Here is a 22,149-nt window from a genome sequence, read left to right on the forward strand (position 1 = left end):
TTACTTGATTCCGGCGGTGGCAAAGCCCTGCACGAAGTACCGCTGGGCGAACAGGAACAGCACGATCATCGGTACGGTGGCCAGCGTCGATCCGGCCATCAGGTAGGACCATTCGGTCCGCTCGGCCTGTTGAAAGGCCGCCAGACCGACCTGGATCACCCGCAGGTCGTCGCGGGTGGTGACCAGCAGCGGCCAGAGGAAGTTGTTCCAGCTGTTCTCGAAGGTAACCAGGGCGACCGTCGCGACGGCTGGTTTCACCAACGGGGTCATCACCCGGGCGAAGATCCCGAACTCCCCCATACCATCTATTCGGGCGGCCTCCTCCAGCTCACGGGGCAGAGAGAGGTAGAACTGCCGGAACAGAAAGATCGCGAACGGGGTGAGCGCGCCCGGAACGATCAGGACCCACCACGAGTCGAGCCAGCCGTAGCCGCCCCGGCCGAGGTGGTCGTTGCCGCCGAAGAACGGCATCCCCTTGGCGATCAGATACTGCGGGACGATCTTCGTGTAGGTCGGGATCATCATCATCGCGAGGATGGCCATGAACAGCACGGTCCGACCCCGGAACGAAACCCGGGCCAGCGCGTAGCCAGCCATCGTTGCCAGCATCAGGTTGATCACCGTGTGCCCGATGGCGATCAGCAGGCTGTTGCGGAAGTACGTCCCGAACGGGGCGTAGTCCAGTGCTGCCTGGTAGTTGCTCCACACCCATTCGGTCGGCAGCAGTTGTGGCGGGTAGGCGGCGATGTCGGCGCGGCTCTTGAGCGACGTCAGGATCATCCAGACGAACGGAACGACCATGATGAGTCCGCCGAGGCCAAGCAGTAGGTGCAGCACCCAGCGGGCGTCGAACTTACGCTTCATCGCCGTCCTTCCCGGTCAGTCGGCGCCCGATCACCGTCAGGACGAGCAGGAAGGCGAAGAGCACCACGCTCTGCGCACAGGCCGCCGAGATGTCGAACTCGCCGAACGCCGTCCGGTAGATCTCGTACGTCATGACGGTCGTCGAGTTCGCCGGGCCGCCGTCTGGAGTCAGCACGTACACCTGGTCGAAGACCTGGAACGCGTCGATCATGGAGACGATGAAGACGAAGAACGTGGCGGGTTTCAGCAACGGCAGGGTGATCGCGAAGAACTTGCGGGGGCCGGAGGCACCGTCGAGATTCGCCGCCTCGTACAGGTCGTGCGGAATGTTCTGCAGCGCTGCCAGGTAGATGAGCATCTTCAGGCCGATGCCTTTCCAGATGCTGACGAGGATGACCGCCGGCATCGCCCAGTCGGGGTCCGACAGCCAGGCCGGCCCGTTGACCCCGATCCAGCCCAGCAGCAGATTGAACAGTCCCAGGTTGGGCTCGAACATCCACATCCAGACCAGTGCGATCGCGACGGTGGCGGTGATGTGCGGCATGAAGAACGCCGCGCGGTACCAGGCCAGCGCCTTGATCCGCTGGTTGAGCAGCACCGCGATGACCACCGCGATCGCCATCGCCACCGGAACGGTGAAGAAGGTGAAGACGACGGTGTGCCAGATCGACAGGTTCCAGATGTCGTCGGCGAAGATCTGACGGAAGTTGTCCAGGCCGGCCCACTCGACGGTGCCGGCGATGATGTCGTAGTCGGTGAAGGCCAGGCCGAACGTGGCCACCACGGGTAGGCCGATCCACCAGATCAGGTGGATGACCGACGGGGCCAGCATCAGGTACGCCGCGCGACGACGTTCGGCACCCAGCCTTCGGCGACGGCGGGGCGGGCGTGGCGCCCGACTCGCGGACGCCACGCTCACGGTCTCGAGGGTGCTGGTCATGTCAGCCCTTGACGATCGCTGCCTGGGCCTTGGCCACCAGCTCGTCGAGTGCCTGCTGCGGGTCCTTCTGGCCCAGCAGGACGGACTCGATGGCCGCTTTGAAGTCGCCCCGGATCTCCAACCAGGCCGGCACACCGCCTTCGGAGTAGGCGGCGTCGAGGTTCGCCATGGCGAACTGCGCGGCCGGGTTGCGCTGTACGTAATCGGAGTCGGACAGGCTGTTGAGGGCCGGCACGTTACCCCGCTGCTCGTTCGCGGCGAGCGACGCCTGTTCGTCGGTGAGGAAGCTGACCAGCGCCTTGGCCGCCGCCGGACGCTGCGACTTGGCCGAGACCGTTGCCAGCGTCCCACCCTGGAACATCGCGGGACGCTCGTTGCTGATCATGAAGAAGCCGATCTTGTCTTCCTCGATCAGCTCCGGTGCCTGTTCCTCGATCGCCAGCAGGTGGTTGTTGTGCCCCACCATCATCGCCGCCCGCCCCTGGGCCAGCGGCAGGCCGGTGGCACCGGGCTGAGTGAAACCGAAGTCCTCGCTCTTGTCGGTGAGGATGATGTCGGCCATCAGTTGCAACGCCCCGACCGCCTCCGGGCTGTTGAAGGCCGGTTGCCCATCCGAGGTCCACAGCTCGCCGCCGTTGGCCCACATCAGCGGGAGGAACGTCTGGCGCAGATCGTTGGAGAGGATGTCCACGCCGGCGCGGGTAAGCTTGCCGCGTGCGTCTCGCACGGTCAGCTGGCGCCCGATCTCCCGCAGCTCGGCGAAGTTGCTCGGCGGGGCGGCGATGCCCGCCTCGGCGAAGATGTCCTTGCGGTACAGACCGAACCGGGTGTCCAACATGATCGGCAGGCCGTACACCTTGCCCTGGTAGATGCCAGGCTCGACGACCCGCTCGTTGTACCGCTCGGCGAGCTCCTGCTGGTTCTCGTCCAACTCGGCCAGGGCGCCCTTGGCTGCGAACGGCGGGATCCAACCGACCCCCATGAGCATCACGTCGTACGGCCGACCGCCTGCGATCGACGTGGTGAGCTTCTCGTTCAGCTTGCCGTACGAGGTGTAGTCGACCTCGACGGTGATGTCCGGGTACTCCTCCTTGAACGCGTCGAGCTGCTCCTCCAGCACGGTCTTGCCGTCGGCGCCCTCAAAGATCGGCGTCAACAGCCGGATCGTGCCGCTGGCCTGGTCGTCGCCCTCCGTTGTGCCCGCCGGTCCGCCGCACGCGGTGGCGAGCAGCGCGGCGACGAGCACCATCGTCACCGCACGGGTCCGACTCCCCCGGGTTCTGGTCATCCTGGCCTTCTCTCCCGCGGCGCGCTCCGCCGCTTCTGGGTAGCTGCGACACCACGATCTAGCTCGTGGCAGGAAGGACTTTGCATCGATTTACTGGTGGATCGTTGCAGCAAGGCTAGGAGCGAGGTACAGACATGTCAATGGCTAGACACGGCACCGAAACACCGGCTTTACTGGTAGGCCCAGGGGCGGTCACGAGCTGGTAAACCTCTACACTCGGCTGGTTCAGATCGCCAACAAGGGGGAGCACGCGACGTGAGCGGTGTGACGATCTACCAGGTAGCCCGCGAGGCGGGCGTCTCGCCCAGCACCGTGTCGAACTTCCTCAACGGACGCCCCGGCCGCATGCTCCCCCAGACCCGCATCCGGGTGGCCGCCGCGATCGACCGGCTCGGCTACCGGCCGAACCGGGCGGCCCGGCAACTGCGCACCGGCCGGATCCAGGTGATCGGGCTCGTCGTACCGTCGGTCGCCAATCCGTTCTGGGGCAGCTTCGCCCGCTACCTCGAACGGGCCGCGTTGAGCGACGGCTACCACGTCCTGCTCTGCAACAGCGAACGGGAACCCGACCGGGAACGGCGCTACCTCGAGGAGCTCTGGGCCGACGGCATCCGGGGCGTCGTCCTCTGCTCCTCGCTGCCCTCGCTGGATCACGTACTGCCACTCGTCGAGACCGGGCTCAGCCTGGTCGCGTTCGACCGCACCGCTCAGGCCGGTGACCCGGGGACCTTGGTCAACATCAGCGTCGACAACGTGGTGGGCGCCCACCTGGCCACCGCCCACCTGCTACAGCTCGGCCACCGACGCATCGCCTTCGTCTCGGGGTCGCTGCGCAGCGTGAACCGCCGGGAACGGTTCCGGGGTTTCACCGACGCACTCGAGCAGGCCGGCCTGGACCCGGCCGAAACGATCGTCTGGTCCGGTGGCGCAGAGCAGGAGCCCTACGGAGATCTCGACGCCGCCGGGCTCGGTCGCACCGCCGCGAACGCGCTGCTGCGGACCTCGGACCGCCCCACCGCCATCGTCGCCATCAACGACATGTGCGCCCTCGGAATCAGCGCCGGCATCCGGGACGCCGGGCTCCGGGTAGGCCAGGACATCTCAGTCGTCGGCTTCGACGACATCGTGCTCGCCGACCTCGCCGCACCACCACTGACGACCGTACGTCAGCCGGTCGCGGAGATGGCGGCAGCCGCGTTCCGGCACCTGCGGGACCGGATCGACAACACCGAATCCGGCCCGAGCCAGTCGCTGCTGCTCCGCCCAGAGCTGGTGGTCCGCACCTCGACGGGCCCGGTACCGGAAGTGAGGAAGTAGGGGTACCACGATGACGACAGGCGGCGTCCCCCGGGTCAAATCGGCAGACCGCACCGTCGAGCTGCTGGAGCTACTCGCCGCCACCGCGGACCGGCGCACCCTCGTGGAACTCGCCCGCGCCCTGGGTATCCCCAAGAGCAGCATGCACGGACTGCTCCACACCCTCGTGCAGCGCGGCTGGGTTGAGACTGACACCGCAGGATCCCGCTACGGGCTGGGCGTCCAAGCACTGCGGACCGGTGCAGCTTACCTGCGTACCGACCGCGCGGTCCGCCGGCTCACCCCGGTCGTGGACCTGTTGCACCGCCGGCTCAAGACCACCGTGCAACTGGGCCGGCTGGTCGGTGGCCACATGGTCGCCCTGCTGACGCGGGAAGAGGTCGACGTGGCACCGATGCTTCGGACGGGCTGGCCGGCCCCGGCGTACGCCACGGCGATCGGCCGCGTCGTACTGGCCCGAGTGGCCGACGACGACGAGTCACTGGCACGGATGCTGTCCGCCTCACCAACCCTGCCTCCCGACGCTCTCGCAGCGCTCCGCGAAGAGCTCCGGCGGGTGGTCGAGCGTGGACATGCTGTCGACCAGGTGCCGGCCGGCCCGAACGGCGGCCGCGGCGTGGCGGTCGCCGCCCCGGCCAAGCTCGGCCCGCACGACGCGATCGGCGTCTGCGTCACCGACGGCGAGCTGACCGAGGCGCATGCCAGTGAACTCGCGGACGCAATCCGGGCAGCGACCACCGCCGGCCTGACGGGTCGGATCTAACAACTTCGAAATACGCCGTTGACCATCCAGTCATCTTCTTCTATGGTCACTCGGCACTAGTGCGACGTAGTTCACATATAGGAACTCTCACTACTGAGGACCCCTAATGAGACGTATCGCAATCCTCGCGCTGCCCGTAGCCGTGGTCGTCGCCAGCTCCACACTGACCGCACTGTCCGCGCACGCCACGACCGGCCTGCCCGTTACGGCAGCGACTGCCAGCTCCCACGACGGCAACGTGCCAGCCAACGCCATTGACGGAAGCCTCTCCACTCGCTGGTCCGCCCAGGGCGACGGCTCCTGGCTCCGACTCGACCTCGGTGCCAACCAGCAGATCGGATCGGTCGGCATCGCCTGGCACAAAGGCGACCAACGCCGGGCCACCTACACCGTTCAGACCTCAACCGACGCCAGTTCCTGGATCACTGTCGTCCCCCAGCGACAGAGCAGCGGCAGCACCTTACAGGTCGAGGACCACGACTTCACCGACCGGTCGGCCCGGTACGTACGCGTCGTTGGCTACGGCAACACGGCCAACAGTTGGAACAGCATCACCGAGATGCAGGTCTACGGCGCCGACGGGGGCGGTGGCGACTGCACCGTCCCGGCAGACGTACTCGACCTGACCAATTGGAAGATCACGCTGCCGACCGGCTCCTCCGACAGCCCGACCGAAATCAAGCAACCCGCCCTGAACGACTTTCAGATCTCCCCCTATTTCGTCGCTGCGGACTCGTGCCAGTCGGTCCAGTTCCGCTCCCCCGTCAACGGGGTGACCACAGGCGGCTCCAGCTACGCTCGGTCGGAGCTGCGTGAGATGGCGAACAACGGAGCCGCCCACGCGAGCTGGTCGTCGACCTCCGGCACACACACGATGGTCGTGGACGCCGCGTTCGACAGGCTTCCATCGACGAAGCCACATGTGGTCGTGGCCCAGATCCACGATTCGGACGACGACGTCACGGTCTTCCGATTGGAGGGCACCAGCCTTTACGTCACCAACGACAATGACACCCATCACAAGCTGGTTACCAGCAACTACCAGCTGGGCACCCGCTTCGAGGCCAAGTTCGTGGTCAGTGGCGGGCAGGTGAGGGCGTACTACAACGGCGTCCTGCAGACCACCATCGCCAGAAACTTCTCCGGCGCCTACTTCAAAGCCGGCGCCTACACCCAGGCCAACTGCTCAAACTCTTCGCCGTGCAGCGGCGACAACTACGGGCAAACCCGAATTTTCGATATCACCGTTACCCACTCCTGAAGCCGGCCGCCGCCCGGGGGCTCACACCCCGGGCGGCGCGGCGTCCTCGCGTCGCTTCCGACCCCGGCGCCGCAGGTCAGATCGGGCGTATTTGCAGAAGCGCCCAGCATCGGCTCCGATAACCGGCACCGACGGCGGAGTCAATCGGCGGCGCGACAGACTTGGCGCTGCTCGCCCAGCCCTTCGATGCCGACCCGCACCACATCCCCCACGCGCAGATAGGGAAACTGGCCAGACAACGCGACACCCTCCGGCGTACCGGTGTTGACGACGTCACCTGGCTCAAGCACCAGATACTGGCTCAGATACCAGATCAGGTGACGCACATCAAAAATCATGTCCTGTGTGGTGGAATGCTGACGAGGCTGGTCGTTCACAAAACTGCGCAGCGTGAGGCGTTGCGGATCATCAAGTTCATCGGCAGTGACCAGCCATGGTCCCAGCGGGTTGAACGACTCGCAACTCTTGCCCCTGACCCACTGGCCGCCGGCATCACCCATCTGGTAGTCCCGCTCGGACAGATCATTGGACACGGCGTACCCCGCTATGACGTCGCCCGCCTCGGTGGGTGACGCGAGGTAACGTGCCCGCCGGCCGATGACGACCGCCAACTCCACCTCCCAGTCGGTCTTCACCGCACCCTTCGGGATCACGATGTCATCGTAGGGCCCGACCACGGTGTTCGAAGCCTTGAGGAAGACGACCGGCTCGGCCGGCGGAGCGGTGCCGGACTCCGCAGCATGCCGGGAGTAGTTCAGCCCGATGCAGGCCACCGTGCCCGGCCTGGTGATCGGCGCACCGACGCGGACACCCCGGACATCGACCTCTGAAAGATCCCCGGCGGCCAGGGCAACGCGTACCCGGTTCATGCCGTCACCGCCGAGAAAGGCCTGGTCGATGTCGGCGGTGACGCTGGTCAGATCGAAGTGACGGCCCCCGACGAGGAGTACCGGTCGCTCGCTGCCCTTTGGGCCGACCCGCATGAGCTTCATCATCAATTCCCTTCGGAGCAGGACGAGTCCCCGCAGACCGGGACGGCACCATCGGAATCAGCCAGGCTGTGCGCAGTAAATCGATACACTGTCCAGTCTCGCCAACACCAGCGTGGTCTGTCAATCGTCGACGCGCACCCTCGAAGCAGCCTGTGGACTGATCAGCCGGGCGGGCAGGGTGGTCGCCACCCGTACGACACCGTGCCGCCGGCCCGTCAATCAGTGCGGATGGACCGGGACACCGGTCCGGCGGCGGATCACCGCCGGATCAGGGGATCGGCACGCCATACGCCGAACCGATCGGACCGCCCGTGCGCGGATTCCTCGTGACAAGGCCGCCACTGCCGGCCCCGCTCGTGCAAAAAATGGTGGGCGATACTGGGATCGAACCAGTGACCTCTTCGGTGTGAACGAAGCGCTCTCCCGCTGAGCTAATCGCCCTCAGCGTGGATGACTGTACCCGATCGTCCCGCCCGGGCGCACATCCGGGTGGCGGTCGGCTCAGGTGGTGGCGAGGTAGCGCAGGAAGCTGGCGATCACGTCGATGCCGAGGCCGACCTTCAGCGAGAAGATCACCACGACCGCGACGAAGACGAGGCCCACCCCGGCGATGCCCAGCCGCACCGGCCAGCTCTGCCGGGTAACCCACCGGGTCCATCCCTGGACGTGCCGTCGGGCGAAGGCGAGCAGCCGCTTGGCCCAGTGGAACTCCACGCCCCAGACCGCCAGTCCGCCGAAGACGATCAGCCAGCCCGGCCCGGGTAGCGGGATCAGCACCAGGCCGAGGACCACGATCAGAGCACCGAGCAGGCCGACGCCGACCTTCAAGGCGATCCGGCCAGTGGGATTGGAGCGGATCAGGGCGAGGGTCACCCGAATCCGTTGGCGCAGCCCGGACAACGTTCGCGGTGCCTCCGGCTCGGGACGATCGGTGACAGCGACCGGAGCGCCGCGCCCACTCGGACGTCCGATCGGGTCACTGCCCACCTGGTCTCCCCCCGACTCGGCGTGTCCGACAGTCTCATCCGCCGGGTCGTACGACGCATGACCCGGTGTTGAATTCTCGGTCATCCGCTTGGCGGAGGAGGGTTTTATGGCCATTTTGCCCCTCATTGTCGCCCGCCCCGTCACCACAGGGCACCACTGGACGTTACCGGAGTGAGTCGACGTCTGAACCACCCGACGCCGGGCACGTCCCAGTACCCAAGCAGAACCGGACAAGACACCCAAGATGGACATTTTTGGTGCATCCCGGAACCGCTTCCCTCTACTGGGTGAGATCAGCGATAGACGGAGCGTAGTCAAATGCAAGGCCGGAGTATGGGGAAAGCGGGGCGGGCGTCCCGCAGCGGTGCCGGGGGGAGAACGTCCATGAGTGTCATCCGACCAACGACCGTCGAGGTCGAGACGTCACTACGGCTCATCGCGCCTGACGCTACCGCGCTGCCGGTACGAGCCAGCCTGCGCTACGAACCGAGTGATCCGTACGCGGTCCACGTACTCTTCCACGCGGAGTCGGCCGGCGGTGAAGCGGTCAGCTGGTCGTTCGCCCGAGAGCTTCTGGTGACCGGTCTCGACGAACCGGCCGGGATCGGTGATGTCCGGGTCTGGCCCTGGACGACTCCCCGAGGCGACTTCGTGGCGCTCGCGCTGAGCTCCCCGGATGGCAACGCGCTGTTCGAGGTGCCGCGCAGCGTGCTGGTCCGCTTTCTGCGCCGCACCTACGTGGTGGTGCCCCGCGGCCACGAGTCCGACCACCTGGACGTGGACACCGCGGTGAACCGGCTGCTGGCCGGGCGCTGATCGGAACGGCCCGACTCCGCCCGACCCGGCGGGGACTGCGGCTGTTTCGCGTGACGGGAGTACGGCGATGCGCCGTACTCCCGCCGCTGGTGCGGCCACCGGCGCACCCCGGCGCCTCCGCTGGGACGACGCGACGATCCGCCGGTGGTCGGGATGCGGTTGCGGCGCGCTGCGGTTACCGTCGAAACCGATGGTTCAGCCCGATCAGCTCGCCCGCCGGATGTCCGACCCGGATCCCCTGAGGCCAGCGATCAGCGCAACTACTCTCGGTAACAGTCTGACTGCCGACGTGCCACCCCGACCACGGTTGCTCCCCCACGACGAACTGCTACTGGTCACCGCCGGTCACGGCAGCCACGAGATCGACTTTGTCGCCCACCCATGCCGACCCGGCACCCTGCTGTGGGCCCACGCCGGGCAGGTGGTTCGGGCCGGCGGACAGCACGGTCTGGACGCGATCCTGGTGCGATGGACCGCGGCACCAGGCATGCCGGACCGGCCCACCTCCCGCGCCCACTGGCAGCTCACCGGTGAGGACGCCGACGCCATCATCAACGAGGTCAGCCAACTCGTCGTGGACAGCCAGCGGCCCCGGCGGACGGCGCTCGTCGACGAACTCCTCCGCCATGAACTGCGGGTCCTGCTGCTCCGGGTCGCCCTGCTGCCGTACGACTCCCCGCCAGCGCTCGATGCCCCGACCACAGATGATCGCCCCGGTGACTATCCCGCATGGGCGGACGAAGCCACCGGGGCGGGTTCATCGAGGTGGGACACCTTCCGGCGGTTCCGGGCCGAGGTGGAGCGGGACCACGCGCGTAGCCGACGGGTCGAGGAGTACGCCGAACGGCTGTCCTGCGCGGTCCGCACCCTCACCCGGGCCAGCCTGACCGTGACCGGGCGGACCGCCAAACAGGTGATCGACGACCGGGTGGCGCTGCAGGCCAAGCGGTTACTCGCGGCGACCAACCTGCCGGTGGCCCAGGTCGGTGCGCGGCTGGGCTTCCCCGAGCCGACGAACTTCGGCCGTTTCTTTCAGCGCGAGGTGGGGTGCAGTCCGGGGAGCTTCCGCGCCGACCTGCTGGAACGCCCACCGGTGACCGACCGGGTCGCGGCAACCGGCATGATGGTGGCGTGCAGATCTCCGCGCGCGGCGACTACGCGGTACGAGCAGCGCTGATCCTCGCTGCCGCGTACCCGACGCTGATGTCCACCCAGGCGATCGCCGCCGAGCAGGACATGCCGCGCAAATTCCTCGAGGCGGTGCTGGCCGACCTGCGCCGGGGCGGGGTGGTCCGGGCACAGCGCGGCGCGGAGGGTGGCTACACGCTGAGCCAACCGCCCGGGGACGTCACCATCGGCATGATCCTGCGGGCGGTGGACGGACCGCTGGCCGGGGTGCGCGGGCTACGTCCGGAGGAGACCCGGTACGCCGGTGCTGCGGAGAACCTGCCCCGGCTCTGGATCGCGGTACGCGCCGCGTTGCGCGAGGTGGTCGACGAGGTCAGCCTCGCCGAGGTACTCACCGGCCGGATGCCGGCGCACGTCCGCAAGCTGACGCTGAAGCCGGACGCCTGGGAGTCCCGCTAACCAGGCATGTGGACGGTCGGGTTTGCCGATCGACGCGACGGGGAACTGAGCAGCCCACCTGCTGACGGTCGACGGAGGGAGCGCGAGCGATGGGCGTCATGTTCCGCAAGCGGAAGCGGTTCGGCCCGCTCCAGTTGAACTTCACCGAGAACGGGTTCTCGTCCTGGACCATCCGGATCGGCCGATGGTCGTGGAACTCGCGGGCGAAGGCGCACCGGTACGACCTGCCCGGCCCGTTCTCATGGAGGCAGGACAAGTCGCGTAGCTGAGCGCGCAGGCGCAGGCGCAGGCGCAGGACAATAATCGAAGGCTCGGCGGGATCGCCCGCCGAGCCTTCGATCTGCAGGAATAATAATATTATGTCCGATATAGCTGGAGATGATGCCCTGTCCCGTACTCGGAATCCCCGCCGGGCCGAGGTACGGCGTACCACCGCCATCTGCCTGCTGATGGTCCTGCTCTACTACCTGGTCCCGGTGGAGCCGGGGGTGACGGGGATGCATCTCGCGGTCCGCGCCGTGATCACCGTCGTCGGCGTGACACTGGTGGCCGCGCTGGTGCTACAGCAGATCCGCGACCAGATCACCGCCGATCCGTCCGACGTACGCCTCACCCGGCTGGCGATCGCGCTGGTCGGCGGAGTGGTCGTGTTCGCGCTGGCCGACCTGGTCATCTCGTTCAGCGACCCGGCTCAGTTCATCGACATGACGACGAAGACCGACGCGCTCTACTTCGCGATCGGCACGCTCACCACCATCGGGTACGGCGACGTACACGCCAAAGGCCAACTCGCCCGCGCGGCGGTCTGCGTCCAGATGGTGTTCAGCGTCGGAGTGCTCGCCACCGGCGCGTCGCTGCTGGTCAGGCGGTGGACGGAGTACGCCCGCCAGCAGCCGGGGCGGTCGGGGTGATCTTTACGTCGCCGGCCAACCGTCCGTCCGCCGGCCAGCGCCGCACCTGGTCGGCGGCGAGCAGACCGGCCAGCGCCCGGTTGGCGTCGGAGGCCCGGTGGACCGTCCCGGTCACCGTGAAGCTGCGCAGCTCGGCGACGGTCCGGGAGCCGCACTCGACGAGGTGGGCGTACAGCCGGTCGCGCAGCGAGGCGAGCCAGTGGTCCGGCTCCTGCCCGGCGACGGCCGCGTCCGGCTCCTGCCGGGCGACGGCCGTCGCCTGCGGATCGTCGGCGGCACGCAGCCCCCACCCCGCCGGACCGACCTCCCAGAGCGCCTCCTTGAACGCCTCGATGCGTTTGCCGGACCCGGTGGCGAAGGCGACCGGGTACGACGTGCCGCCGTCGACCTGCCCGGCCACCCCGGCCGGCACCAGCTCGACGACGCTGACCAGCGGAAAGCCGGCTGCGGTCAGCACCCGGCGCAGTTCAGCTGGTGAAGCCGCTCCGACCACCAGCAGCTCGGCCGGGCGGCCGGCCGTCGACGCGCGCCACACGACGGGTCCGGGCAACGGGCCACCGGCCAGGTCGAGGTGGCACAACAGCGGCGCGTTGGCGGCCGCAGCGGCGGTCACGGCCACCGGGAGCAGCTCCGGACCGCCGGGCAGCAGATGGGCCGTCACCGCCGCCGGCAGCCCGGTCGGGTCCGCCTGGGCACCGGAGGACGTGACGGTGACGACCGTCAGGTGCCGGCCGGTGACCAGTTCCGGGTGGTCGGCGACGGCGCGCAGCGCAGCGTCCGCGGTGGTGCCCGGCGGGCCCTGGTACGCCTGAACGAAGGTGGCGCGACGGGCCTGGCGCAGCGCGGCGGGAACCCAGGTGCTCAGGTGGCGGAGCAACAGGTCGTGCGGGACCCGCCCCGCCGGCTCGACTGTCATGGCGTCCGTTCTACCGGCCCGGGTCGCGGCCCGCGCGGGCGGGGCCGGCCGAGCCGCCGTCGCCGGTCGGAGCCGGAGTCAGCGGGCCGGCTCCGGCTCGCTACGCGGTCAGCCCGGCACCGAGACGCCGACGCCACCGCGGGTCCGGGCGCCGTACCGCTGCTTCTCCCGGGCCAGGTCGAGCGGCCGGATCCGCTTGCGGGCGGCAATCGCCTGCTCGTCGAGGCGGTCGGCGGGGACCAACCAGACGACCTCGAACTCCAGCCCGTCCGGATCCCGGCCGTACAAGCTCTTGGTGGTCCCGTGGTCGGAGGTGCCGACCAGGGCGCCGGCGGCGGCGAGCCGGGTGGCGAGCGCCTCGAGTTCGTCGAGCGTGTCCACCTCCCAGGCCAGGTGGTAGAGGCCGACCATGCCGCGACCCGCGCCGGACCGCGCGGCGTGGCCACCGATCTCGAACAGGCCGAGATCGTGGTCGTTGGTGGAGCCGGGGGCCTGCAGGAAGACCACGCCGGAGAAGCCGTCGGGGGTCATCGGCACGACGGAGAACCCGAGCACGTCCCGGTAGAACGCCAGGCTCCGGTCGAGGTTCGAGATGTACAGCACGGCGTGGTTGAGACGGTGGATTCCCATGTCGTGAAGGCTAGCGCGAGTTAGTTCAACGCTCAACCACTACCGGTATGATGGTGGTCATGACCCGCTGGCTCGACGACGACGAACAGCGCACCTGGCGCGCGTACCTCTACGCCACCAGGACGTTGGCCGCGACCCTGGACCGCGAACTGCAGGCGAGCGCGGGGATACCGCACGCGTACTACGAGATCCTGGTCCGACTCTCCGAGGCACCCCGGCGCACCCTGCGGATGAGCGAGCTCGCCGACGCAACCGACTCCTCCCGCAGTCGGCTGTCGCACGCCGTGTCCCGGCTGGAGCAGCTCGGCTGGGTCCGCCGTGAGGAGTGCCCGACCGACCGGCGCGGGCAGTTCGCGGTGCTCACCGAGCCCGGCTTCACCGCCCTCAGCGCCGCCGCGCCCGGCCACGTCGACGCGGTCCGGCAACACCTGTTCGACCGGTTGACCCCGGAACAGGTCGATCAACTGCGGATCATCAGCGAAGCGTTAGTCAAGCATCTGGCCGGTAACAATCCGCCATCATGAGCGAACTGTCCCACATCAGACCCTTGTACAGACCGTCGTCGGACACGCACGATGGGACGTGTCTCTCGGCCTGGGCGAAATCACCACGCAGGCGCACGGCCTGATCAGCGTCGGCGACCTGCCGGGCGCGCGTAATCTGCTGGCCACGGCGTTGGCCGACACTGACTCGCGTCCCGCACACGCCAGCGCCGAACAGGCGGAGGCCGCCGGACTGCTGGCCCGGGTGACGGTCGCGCTCGGCGAGGCGCCGGCGGCGCGGGCGTGGGCGGCGTACGCGTACTCGGCGAACCAGCGGCTGCACGGCACGGCGGACGAGCGGACCATCGGGGCCGCCGCCACCCTCGCCGCCGTCCTGCACCGGGTGGGCAGCGACGCCCGCGCCGCGCACCTGTACCGCGAGGTGATCGACGAACTCTGCGCCATCGACGGCCCCGAGTCGCTCCGGGTCCTGGCCGCCCATGCGGACCTCGCCACCGTCGAATTCGCTCGCGGCGAGTGCGACGTCGCCCGGGACCGTCTGGAGGATGCCTGGGAACTGCACCGCGAGGTGTACGGCGAGGGGCATCCGGCCGGGATCAAGATGCTGGCCCGGCTCGGCGCGATGCAGCGCGACTGCGGCCGGCTCGCCGAGTCCGACGTCAGCCTGTCGCTCGCCATCGACCTGTGCCGCACCCGCCTGCCGGCCGACCATCCGCTAATCGGGCAGGTCGCCGCGCTGGCCGAGGCGTCAGCGGATCCGGCGCACCGCTGTGGCGGGCAGGGGCCGGTCGACGACGGGCCGGACGACACCGGCGGCCCGGATCCCGACCGCAGTCCGGACGATACCGACAGCCCGGGCCCGATCCTCCGGCCGGACGACAACGGCGGCCCAGGCCACGACGGCGGCTTGGACCAGGGCGGCTGGCCGCCCGGCACCAGGCCGGCCAGTGGGCCAGCGGCTCCGGCTGCTCCGGCGGCCGATCCCGCCGGGCGCGACCGGCTCACCGGTCCGGCCTGGGCCGAGCCCAGCTGGATCGAGCCGGAACCGCCGGTCACTGAGGTAGCCGACCCCCGCTGGTCGGCGGCGTTCTGGACGGAACCGAGCGCGCCGTCAGCGACGCCGACCACCGACCGGTCAAGCGACGACGAGACGGACGGCCATCGGGACGGACGGCACCGGGCCGACCCGCCCTGGCTCGACCCGCTGGACCAGCCGGTGGACCAATCAGTGCCCGACCCGGCGGCTGAGCTGGACAGCGGCCGACCGTGGAGCCAGCACGGCTGGATTGAACGGGAACCGGCGGGCGGCGACGCCGATGACCCGCTCTGGTCGCCCAGTGGTTGGCTGACCGACGACCCCTCCCCTGCCCGGCGGAACACGACCGGGCAGGAGCAGCGAGGCGACCAGCACCAACCGGACGAACCCGACCCGACCGACGGCCGGCCAGCGAGCATCCCACCGCCCCGGGTGCCGGTCGATCTGCCACCGTCCGGCTCCACCAACCATGACGGGGCACCCGGCATCTGGCTCTTCGACGAACCGTGGTGGCCGCCCGAGCAGTCCGGTGCCGGCGATGGCTCCGATCCGGCCGCTGCGGATCGCCCGGACGGACCAGAACGCCCGGACGCCTCGGACGCCGCCGGCCCGGTCAGCCCGTTCGGGCCGGTCCGGTTCCGGCAGGCGACCGGCCCGTCAGCGCCCGACACTCCCACGGCCGGCAGTTCCGTGAGCGACCCGGCGGCCGTGCCCGGCGAGCCGGTGCCGCCGGAGACCCCTGCCTTCGTACCCAACCCACGGGTGCCCGACAGGGCAGGCGCTCGACCGGAGCCGGCACCACCGGTGACCGACGAAGCCTTCGCGGGCCCGGACGCCTCGGTCGATGCCGACTCCGCAGCCCGCCACGCCGAGGTCACGGACGGGCCGGGCACCGGAGCCACGGACGGACCGGCCACGAGCGTCGCAGCCGGTGGAGCCGGCGCGACCATCGGAACCGGCGCCACCGGCACGGGCCGCAGCACCGGGACGCTGTCCCGACTGCCACGGCGTGAACTCAGCCGGATACCCGACCGCCGCAGGAACCTTCCGGTCCGGCGGCAGCGAGGACAGCTGGTGCCGGTACCCAAGCCGGTGGCGACCGCTGCCCGCCCACGCGGGCCGATGCTGGTGTTCACCGGCGTGGTGGTGGTTCTGCTCGGCGCTGCGGCGGTGGTGGCCGGCGTCAGCCTGGTCGACGAGACGTCCTCCGGGCCGACCGCGGCACCAGCCGAGGTCACCTCCCCGACCGGTACGCCGACCAGCGCTGCGCCGCCGGCCACACCGGGTACCGCCCCGGGCGGCGTGGGCCTGCGCGACAACCGGGACAGCGTGACGTTGACCTGGACCTATCCGGCGGGTGCCGAGGGACAGGTGTTGATCTCCGGGGGGAGCAACGATCAGCAGCCCCGAGCCTTCATGACGTTGCCGGCGGGTGCGGACAGCTTCGTCGCGTACGGGCTGAACGAGTCGATCGACTACTGCTTCACGGTCGCCGTGGTCTACTCGGCCGACGTGATCGGGCAGGCCGACCCGGTCTGCACGGACCGGGCAGCGAACGCCCGGTAACCTGTCCGGTCTGCACGGACCGGGCAGCGAACGCCCGGTAACCTGTCCGGTCTATGCCGGGCCGGGCTCGTCGTCCACCGGGTCTGCCGGAAGCCGGACCCGAACCTGAAGTCCGGGACAAGCACCGTGAGGCCCTGCCGCATCACCGTCGTGTCCTGCCGCATCGTCCGTCCGCCCCGCATCGGCCAGTTCGACAGTGCCGCCGTGTCGGCGGACCAACTGCGCGACGATGGCCAGTCCGAGCCCGGCGCCGCCGGCGTCGTGGGCCCGCGCGTCGTCGAGCCGGGTGAACCGGTCGAAGACCCGTTGCCGGTCGGCCGGTGGGACACCCGGACCGTCATCGGTGACCAGGAGCTCATGCCAGTCCGGCCCGTCCGGTCGGGCGGTCACCAGCACCTCGGAGCGGGCGTGTCGGACCGCGTTGTCCAGCAGGTTGGCCAACACCCGGACCAGCGCGTCCGGGTCGCCGGCAATCCACAGCGGCTGGTCCGGCGGCACCACCCGCACCGGCGGCCGTGGATACCGGGCGGCCACCGTGGCGGCCAGCTCGCCCAGTTCCACCGGACCGACCGGGCCGAGCACCACACCGGACTGGTCGGCCTGCTGGTCGGCGCGGGCCAGCAGCAGCAGGTCGTCGACCAGTCGGCTGAGTCGTTGACTGTCCGCCAGCAGGTCGTCGGCGACCGCCAACCAGTCCGTGCGGCTACCGAGTCGCTGCGCCACCTCAAGCTGCGTACGCAGATTGGTCAGCGGACTGCGCAGCTCGTGGGCGGCGTCGGCGACGAACGCGCGTTGCCGGGCCCGCGCGGCCTCCAACCGGTCGAGCATGTCGTTGAGGGTGACCGCCAGCCGCTGAATCTCGTCGCCACCACCCGGCACCGGCAGGTGACCGGCCTGGTCGCCACCAGTGATCTCGGCCGCGCCGGCCCGCAGTTTCTCCACCGGCCGCAGCGTCGCCCCGACGGCCCGCCAGACGATGACCGTGACCGCCGCCACCAACAGTGGGAACGTCATCAGCAGAATCACCCGGACCAGGGCGAGGCTGCGGTTGATGTCGGCCATCGACCGGGCGACCAGCACGGTACGCGGCTGCGCTGGCCCGCCGGCCGGTTGGGCGATCACCCGAACCGGGCCGCGCAGACCGAGCCGGGCACCCGGCACGGTGACCGCCCCGGTCGGTTCGGCGGCGAGCTGTTCCCGCTCGCCCGCGTAGAGCATCGGGACGAGTCGATCGGCGCCAATGGACGCGGCGCGTATCCGTCCCCGCTCGTCGACGATCTGCACCCGTACGTCGTTGCCGGCCACTGGCAACGGGTCGGGCACCGCGTCGGCGGCCACCAGCTGGGCGATCGCGTCGGCGGTGGTCCGGGCGTCGGCGTCGGCGCTGCGTTCCAACGCCAGCGCGAGGACGACGGTGAGCCCGATCGCCCCAGCGGCCAGGCCGGCGGTGAGACCCAGCACGCTGATCGCGGTCAGCCGGGTGCGCAGGCTGAGCCGGACCCGCAGGTGCGCCCGCCACCGACCGGGATGCGCCGCCGAAAGCCGTCGACCTGTCACGGGACCAGCCGGTAGCCGGCACCCCGGACGGTCTCCAGCCGGTCCCGGCCGACCTTGCGGCGCAGGTACCCGATGTACACCTCGACGGCGTTCGGCGCGGTGTCGACGCTGGCGTCCCAGACGTGGTCGAGCAGTTCGATCTTGGAGACGACCTCGCCGGCGCGCCGCATCAGGTACTCCAGCAGGGCGTACTCACGGGCGGTGAGCCCCACCTCGGCATCGGCCCGGGTGACCCTCCGCCGGGCCGGGTCGAGGCTCAGATCACCGGCGGTGAGCACGGCGGGCCGCTGCGGCGCGCCGCGCCGTAGCAGAGCGCGCAGCCGGGCCAGCAGCACCACGTACGAGAAGGGCTTGGTCAGGTAGTCGTCGGCACCGCAGTCGAGGCCGTCCGCCTGGTCGTACTCGCCGTCCTTCGCGGACAGGATCAGCACCGGCAGCCAGTTCTGCTCGGCCCGCAGCTGGCGCACCACCCGGTAGCCGGACAGGCCGGGCAGCATCACGTCGAGGATCATCGCGTCGTACCCGCCGTGCCGGGCCAGTTCCAGCCCGGCCGGCCCGCTCGCGGCGACGTCCACCACGAAGCCTTCCTCCTGCAGGCCGCGCCGCAGGGCGTCGGCCAACCGGACCTCGTCCTCCACCACCAGCACCCGCACCGGTCAAGGGTGCCATCATGAGGGTGCGACCGGGCTACCCGTGACCGTCGTCGCTGAGCGTGTTCTCAGCTTGGCCACCGGCTCTCAGCAACGTCTCAGTACACCCGACGCACGATGGGTGGCAGGAGGTACGAAGATGTCGGTATTCACATCCCGGCCGGCGATGCGCTGGCTGGTCCCCGCCGCATCGGCGGCGGTGCTCGTCGGCGGCGGCGTTGCCGTGGGGGCGCTCGCCGCGTCCGCAGACCCGGTCCTGCCGCCGCGTAGCGCCGAGCAGTTGCTGGTCGACCTGCAGACCGCCGAGGTCGACGGCATGTCCGGAACGGTCGTGCACCGCGCCGATCTGGGCCTGCCGGCGGCGCTCAACCTGGCCGGTCAGATCGGTGCCGGCAACGGGCTCGGCTCGCTGATCAACGGTACGCAGACCTTGCGCGTCTGGTACGCCGGTCCGGACCAGGCCCGGTTGGCGATGGTCCGCACGCTGGGCGAGACCGACGTCATCCGCAACGGACAGGACGTCTGGATCTGGTCCAGCCAGCAGCAGCAGGCCACCCACTTCGAGTTGCCGGCCGAGGGCGATCACGCCGACGCGGCGGGCGAGCGGGCCGGCACCGATCCGGCGTCGGAGCTGCCCGTCACCCCGCAGGCGGCAGCCGACGAGGTGCTGGAGGCAATTGACCCGAGCACCGAGGTGTCGGTGGGCCGCTCGGCGGAGCTCGCTGGGCGGACCGCGTACGAGCTGGTGCTCACCCCCCGCGACGAGGACTCGCTGGTCGAGGAGATCCGGATCGCGATCGACTCGGTCGAGTACGTGCCACTGCGGTTCGCGGTCTATCCGGTCGGCGCCGACCGGGCCGCCATCGAGACCGCGTTCACCCAGGTCAGCTTCGACACACCGGATGAGGAGCAGTTCGTCTTCAACCCACCGCCGGGCACCGAGGTCGTCGAGGCGGGCGAGGACGGTGTCGCGACGCCGGGTGCCGGTTCCCGGGGTCCGGACCAGTTGCCGGGCGACGCCGAGACCGACGGCATGCTGGAGGAGCTGGCGCGGGGCTGGGCGGACAGCGAGGACGCGGTCCGTACGGTCGGCACCGGCTGGGGCACCGTCCTGGTGGTCACGCCGCCGGCCGAGGCGGCGACTGCGGCCGAGGAGCACGCCGGTGAGTCCGCCGAGGGCGCTCAGGTCATGCAGATGCTGGGTGATCTGCCGGCGGTCGACGGGCCGTGGGGCAGCGGCCGGCTGTTCTCCAGTTCGTTGTTCACCGCGCTGATCGCCGACGACGGCCGGCTGTACGCCGGCGCGGTGACGCCGGAGCGGCTGTACGAGGTGGCTACAGAGACCCGCTGACTTGACCGGTCCACTACCGGCGTCGACCCCGGATCACCGAGCGTCGACGCCGGTAGCGGCGTTTGCAGGGCCCGATCAGCCAGCGGTGCAGACCGACACCAGGGGCGGACCAACTTAACCGGTTGCGTAGCGGGATCACGCCGGTCTACTCTGATGCTTGCGCGAAGGGCCGGGTAGTCGCCGACACCGTGCTGGCCAGGTCAGCCGGTGTCTTTCGTCCCCGTGGGTCACCCACGGGTCGCTACCCGAGGTAGGTCATGAAGACACGTCTGAGCGTCGCGGCCGCGGCGCTGCTCGCCCTGGTCACCTCCGTCGTGGTGCTGGCCCAGCCCGCGCACGCCGCCGTCGGCCTGCACGTCAGCGGCGGCCAGTTGGTGGAGGCAAACGGCACTCCGTTCGTCCTGCGCGGGGTCAACCACGCACACACCTGGTACACCGGCCAGACCAGTTCCTTCGTCAACATCAAGTCCCTGGGCGCGAACGCCGTCCGGGTGGTGCTCAGCAACGGCCACCGGTGGAATCGCAACGATGCCAGCGACGTCGCCAACGTCATCTCGCTGTGCAAGGCCAACCGGCTGATCTGCGTCCTGGAGGTGCACGACACCACCGGGTACGGCGAGGAGGGGGCCGCATCCACCCTGGCGTCCGCCGCCGACTACTGGATCGGCCTGGCCAGCGTGCTGCGCGGCCAGGAGAACTACGTCATCATCAACATCGGCAACGAGCCGTTCGGCAACAGCGGCTACCAGAACTGGGCCAGTCACACCACGAGCGCCGTACAGCGGCTGCGCGCCGCCGGTTTCGAGCACGCGATCATGGTCGACGCACCGAACTGGGGACAGGACTGGACCTTCACGATGCGTGACAACGCGCAGTCGGTGTGGAACGCCGACCCGGCCCGCAACCTGATCTTCTCGATCCACATGTACGGCGTGTTCGACACCGCCGCCGAGATCAGCGACTACCTCGGGCGGTTCCGCTCGGCCGGTCTGCCGATCGCGGTCGGCGAGTTCGGGCACGACCATTCCGACGGCAACCCGGACGAGGATTCGATCCTGTCCTACACCCGGCAGCACGGCATCGGCTGGCTCGGATGGTCGTGGAGCGGCAACAGCGGCGGCGTCGAATACCTCGACATGGTGAACAACTTCAACGTCAACAGCCTCACCCCGTGGGGCCAACGGCTGTTCAACGGCACCAACGGGATTCGGGAGACCGCACGGGAGGCGACCGTCTACAGCGGCGGGACGCCACCGCCGACCACCGCGCCCCCGACCACCGCGCCGCCCACCACCGCGCCCCCGACCACCCCGCCGCCGGCAGGGGCGTGCACTGCGACGTACGCGGTGATCGGTCAGTGGCAGGGCGGTTTCCAGGGTGAGGTACGGGTGACCGCCGGCGGTTCGGCGCTCACCGGCTGGCGGGTGAGCTGGACGTTCGCCAGCGGTCAGTCGGTCAACCAGGCGTGGAACGCCACCGTCACCAGCACCGGGGCGAGTGTCTCGGCGACCAACGTCAGCTACAACGGCAACCTCGGCGCCGGGCAGAGCACGACCTTCGGCTTCATCGGCAGTTGGACCGGCAGCAACCCGGTGCCGACGCTGTCCTGCGCCGCGCGGTAGCCGCAGCCGCCACCACAGGTGTGACCGGTGGCCGGGCGGGTATCCGTCCGGCCACCGGCACACCCGGCGTCGTTCACCTCAGACGGCCGGCGGCTGGTGTGGCACTGGCAAGTCGCTACGAGCTGGAGGTTTACGGTGAGCGAAGGTCCTCGTATACGGGTGGGCGCGTACGCGGTGATCGTCCGGGACTCGGCGGTGCTGCTGAGCCGGTTGTCCGAGGCGTCCCCGGTGTTCGAGCCGGGTGCCTGGCATCTGCCGGGAGGTGGTCTCGATCCGGGCGAGCAGCCCGGCGAGGCGCTCACCCGAGAGTTGCAGGAGGAGGCCGGCCTGGAGGTGATGTCGTCGCGGTTGCTGGACGTGCGGTCGTACCTGGCGCACCGCAACGGCACCGACTGGCACGTGGTCGGGCTGCTGCACAGCGCACGGGTGGGGCCGGGCGAGCCGGTGGTCACCGAGGTCGGCGGCAGTGCGGACGCCATCCGGTGGGTGCCGATCGACGAGATCGACCGGTTGCCGCTGTCGCCGCCCACCGCGGACGGGCTGCGGATGGCGGAGCTGCTGCCGGTGCCGGCGTAGGAGTTCGTCGCCGGGC

The 22,149-nt window shown here is 69.7% G+C and carries 21 protein-coding genes, 1 tRNA gene and 1 pseudogene; 13 read left to right on the forward strand and 10 right to left on the reverse strand.

Translation table 11 applies throughout. The features are described from left to right. The 3 genes from ACXAHD_RS03075 to ACXAHD_RS03085 are packed head-to-tail and all read right to left on the reverse strand — an operon-like array spanning position 1 to position 3,092. Entirely contained in the window at positions 1–864 is an 864-nt protein-coding gene (locus tag ACXAHD_RS03075) for a carbohydrate ABC transporter permease (protein ID WP_281554214.1), read from the reverse strand. Next, the gene (locus ACXAHD_RS03080) at positions 854–1,783 is read right to left on the reverse strand and encodes a carbohydrate ABC transporter permease (RefSeq protein WP_281554213.1); all 930 of its coding nucleotides are present in this window, start codon (positions 1,781–1,783) and stop codon (positions 854–856) included. Before ACXAHD_RS03080 ends, ACXAHD_RS03075 begins: the two co-directional genes overlap by 11 nt. Before the next feature lie 22 nt (positions 1,784–1,805). Further along, positions 1,806–3,092 carry an ABC transporter substrate-binding protein gene (locus ACXAHD_RS03085; RefSeq protein WP_475048452.1) on the reverse strand — a complete coding sequence of 429 codons (1,287 nt, stop codon included), beginning with the start codon at positions 3,090–3,092 and terminating at the stop codon, positions 1,806–1,808. 255 nt (positions 3,093–3,347) lie between these two features. On the opposite strand from ACXAHD_RS03085, the gene ACXAHD_RS03090 reads away from it, so the two are divergent. From ACXAHD_RS03090 to ACXAHD_RS03100, 3 genes are all read left to right on the forward strand, one after another. Beyond that, complete coding sequence (locus ACXAHD_RS03090) at positions 3,348–4,409, forward strand: LacI family DNA-binding transcriptional regulator (protein WP_281554211.1); 1,062 nt, start codon at positions 3,348–3,350, stop codon at positions 4,407–4,409. 10 nt (positions 4,410–4,419) lie between these two features. Further along, positions 4,420–5,172, forward strand: a complete 753-nt coding sequence (locus tag ACXAHD_RS03095) for an IclR family transcriptional regulator (RefSeq protein WP_281554210.1) — start codon at positions 4,420–4,422, stop codon at positions 5,170–5,172. Positions 5,173–5,314: 142 nt separating this feature from the next. Beyond that, positions 5,315–6,433 (forward strand): polysaccharide lyase family 7 protein, encoded by a 1,119-nt coding sequence (locus ACXAHD_RS03100; protein WP_475048455.1) that lies wholly within the window; start codon positions 5,315–5,317, stop codon positions 6,431–6,433. 140 nt (positions 6,434–6,573) lie between these two features. On the opposite strand, the gene ACXAHD_RS03105 is transcribed toward ACXAHD_RS03100, so the two are convergent. The 3 genes from ACXAHD_RS03105 to ACXAHD_RS03115 all read right to left on the reverse strand — a co-directional run bounded on the left by ACXAHD_RS03105 (position 6,574) and on the right by ACXAHD_RS03115 (position 8,412). Further along, positions 6,574–7,428 carry a fumarylacetoacetate hydrolase family protein gene (locus tag ACXAHD_RS03105; protein WP_475048458.1) on the reverse strand — a complete coding sequence of 285 codons (855 nt, stop codon included), beginning with the start codon at positions 7,426–7,428 and terminating at the stop codon, positions 6,574–6,576. Positions 7,429–7,791: 363 nt separating this feature from the next. Continuing rightward, a tRNA-Val gene (locus ACXAHD_RS03110) sits at positions 7,792–7,866 on the reverse strand. Between the two features lie 60 nt (positions 7,867–7,926). Then, positions 7,927–8,412, reverse strand: a complete 486-nt coding sequence (locus ACXAHD_RS03115) for a TIGR02611 family protein (RefSeq protein WP_475048460.1) — start codon at positions 8,410–8,412, stop codon at positions 7,927–7,929. A gap of 384 nt (positions 8,413–8,796) precedes the next feature. Between ACXAHD_RS03115 and ACXAHD_RS03120 the strand changes: the two genes are divergently transcribed. The 5 genes from ACXAHD_RS03120 (at position 8,797) to ACXAHD_RS03140 (ending at position 11,726) form a co-directional block, all read left to right on the forward strand. Continuing rightward, complete coding sequence (locus ACXAHD_RS03120; protein WP_281554208.1) at positions 8,797–9,228, forward strand: SsgA family sporulation/cell division regulator; 432 nt, start codon at positions 8,797–8,799, stop codon at positions 9,226–9,228. A 190-nt stretch (positions 9,229–9,418) separates the two neighbouring features. Continuing rightward, entirely contained in the window at positions 9,419–10,405 is a 987-nt protein-coding gene (locus ACXAHD_RS03125) for a helix-turn-helix transcriptional regulator (protein ID WP_475048462.1), read from the forward strand. After that, on the forward strand, positions 10,360–10,815 hold the full coding sequence (locus ACXAHD_RS03130) for an RrF2 family transcriptional regulator (protein ID WP_123600883.1): 456 nt from the start codon (positions 10,360–10,362) through the stop codon (positions 10,813–10,815). Before ACXAHD_RS03125 ends, ACXAHD_RS03130 begins: the two co-directional genes overlap by 46 nt. Before the next feature lie 89 nt (positions 10,816–10,904). Further along, positions 10,905–11,084 carry a DUF4236 domain-containing protein gene (locus ACXAHD_RS03135; protein WP_281554206.1) on the forward strand — a complete coding sequence of 60 codons (180 nt, stop codon included), beginning with the start codon at positions 10,905–10,907 and terminating at the stop codon, positions 11,082–11,084. A gap of 90 nt (positions 11,085–11,174) precedes the next feature. Further along, on the forward strand, positions 11,175–11,726 hold the full coding sequence (locus tag ACXAHD_RS03140) for a potassium channel family protein (RefSeq protein WP_289212574.1): 552 nt from the start codon (positions 11,175–11,177) through the stop codon (positions 11,724–11,726). Here the strand turns inward: ACXAHD_RS03140 and ACXAHD_RS03145 are convergent. Together ACXAHD_RS03145 and ACXAHD_RS03150 are read right to left on the reverse strand one after the other, a co-directional pair. Continuing rightward, positions 11,677–12,642 (reverse strand): hypothetical protein, encoded by a 966-nt coding sequence (locus ACXAHD_RS03145; protein WP_475048466.1) that lies wholly within the window; start codon positions 12,640–12,642, stop codon positions 11,677–11,679. The two genes, ACXAHD_RS03140 and ACXAHD_RS03145, sit on opposite strands and share 50 nt — an antisense overlap. Positions 12,643–12,750: 108 nt before the next feature. Then, the gene (locus ACXAHD_RS03150; RefSeq protein ID WP_281554203.1) at positions 12,751–13,272 is read right to left on the reverse strand and encodes a VOC family protein; all 522 of its coding nucleotides are present in this window, start codon (positions 13,270–13,272) and stop codon (positions 12,751–12,753) included. A 50-nt stretch (positions 13,273–13,322) separates the two neighbouring features. On the opposite strand from ACXAHD_RS03150, the gene ACXAHD_RS03155 reads away from it, so the two are divergent. Both ACXAHD_RS03155 and ACXAHD_RS03160 read left to right on the forward strand, forming a co-directional pair. Next, complete coding sequence (locus ACXAHD_RS03155) at positions 13,323–13,796, forward strand: MarR family winged helix-turn-helix transcriptional regulator (RefSeq protein ID WP_475048544.1); 474 nt, start codon at positions 13,323–13,325, stop codon at positions 13,794–13,796. 103 nt (positions 13,797–13,899) lie between these two features. Next, positions 13,900–14,757 (forward strand): annotated as a pseudogene (locus ACXAHD_RS03160) (tetratricopeptide repeat protein); the annotation flags it as partial. A 1,671-nt stretch (positions 14,758–16,428) separates the two neighbouring features. Here the strand turns inward: ACXAHD_RS03160 and ACXAHD_RS03165 are convergent. Together ACXAHD_RS03165 and ACXAHD_RS03170 are read right to left on the reverse strand one after the other, a co-directional pair. Continuing rightward, complete coding sequence (locus tag ACXAHD_RS03165) at positions 16,429–17,883, reverse strand: ATP-binding protein (protein WP_475048546.1); 1,455 nt, start codon at positions 17,881–17,883, stop codon at positions 16,429–16,431. Between the two features lie 47 nt (positions 17,884–17,930). Further along, positions 17,931–18,587, reverse strand: a complete 657-nt coding sequence (locus ACXAHD_RS03170) for a response regulator transcription factor (RefSeq protein ID WP_281554202.1) — start codon at positions 18,585–18,587, stop codon at positions 17,931–17,933. A gap of 136 nt (positions 18,588–18,723) precedes the next feature. On the opposite strand from ACXAHD_RS03170, the gene ACXAHD_RS03175 reads away from it, so the two are divergent. The 3 genes from ACXAHD_RS03175 (at position 18,724) to ACXAHD_RS03185 (ending at position 22,133) form a co-directional block, all read left to right on the forward strand. Further along, a complete protein-coding gene (locus ACXAHD_RS03175) occupies positions 18,724–19,935 on the forward strand; it encodes a LolA family protein (RefSeq protein ID WP_289212573.1) in 1,212 nt (403 codons plus the stop codon). Positions 19,936–20,192: 257 nt separating this feature from the next. After that, on the forward strand, positions 20,193–21,557 hold the full coding sequence (locus ACXAHD_RS03180) for a cellulase family glycosylhydrolase (RefSeq protein WP_281554200.1): 1,365 nt from the start codon (positions 20,193–20,195) through the stop codon (positions 21,555–21,557). Between the two features lie 135 nt (positions 21,558–21,692). Beyond that, positions 21,693–22,133: an NUDIX hydrolase gene (locus ACXAHD_RS03185; protein WP_281554199.1), complete on the forward strand. Its 441-nt coding sequence runs from the start codon at positions 21,693–21,695 to the stop codon at positions 22,131–22,133. Positions 22,134–22,149 lie beyond the last annotated feature (16 nt).

It is taken from the genome of Micromonospora sp. ABR4_055, assembly GCF_056160425.1.

Coding starts and splice junctions, on each gene's coding strand:
- ACXAHD_RS03075 (WP_281554214.1), bottom strand. CDS start 864: ATGAAGCGTAAGTTCGACGCCCGCTGGGTGCTGCACCTACTGCTTGGC.
- ACXAHD_RS03085 (WP_475048452.1), bottom strand. CDS start 3,092: ATGACCAGAACCCGGGGGAGTCGGACCCGTGCGGTGACGATGGTGCTC.
- ACXAHD_RS03095 (WP_281554210.1), top strand. CDS start 4,420: ATGACGACAGGCGGCGTCCCCCGGGTCAAATCGGCAGACCGCACCGTC.
- ACXAHD_RS03105 (WP_475048458.1), bottom strand. CDS start 7,428: ATGATGAAGCTCATGCGGGTCGGCCCAAAGGGCAGCGAGCGACCGGTA.
- ACXAHD_RS03120 (WP_281554208.1), top strand. CDS start 8,797: ATGAGTGTCATCCGACCAACGACCGTCGAGGTCGAGACGTCACTACGG.
- ACXAHD_RS03125 (WP_475048462.1), top strand. CDS start 9,419: ATGGTTCAGCCCGATCAGCTCGCCCGCCGGATGTCCGACCCGGATCCC.
- ACXAHD_RS03135 (WP_281554206.1), top strand. CDS start 10,905: ATGGGCGTCATGTTCCGCAAGCGGAAGCGGTTCGGCCCGCTCCAGTTG.
- ACXAHD_RS03140 (WP_289212574.1), top strand. CDS start 11,175: ATGTCCGATATAGCTGGAGATGATGCCCTGTCCCGTACTCGGAATCCC.
- ACXAHD_RS03145 (WP_475048466.1), bottom strand. CDS start 12,642: ATGACAGTCGAGCCGGCGGGGCGGGTCCCGCACGACCTGTTGCTCCGC.
- ACXAHD_RS03150 (WP_281554203.1), bottom strand. CDS start 13,272: ATGGGAATCCACCGTCTCAACCACGCCGTGCTGTACATCTCGAACCTC.
- ACXAHD_RS03155 (WP_475048544.1), top strand. CDS start 13,323: ATGGTGGTCATGACCCGCTGGCTCGACGACGACGAACAGCGCACCTGG.
- ACXAHD_RS03175 (WP_289212573.1), top strand. CDS start 18,724: ATGTCGGTATTCACATCCCGGCCGGCGATGCGCTGGCTGGTCCCCGCC.
- ACXAHD_RS03180 (WP_281554200.1), top strand. CDS start 20,193: ATGAAGACACGTCTGAGCGTCGCGGCCGCGGCGCTGCTCGCCCTGGTC.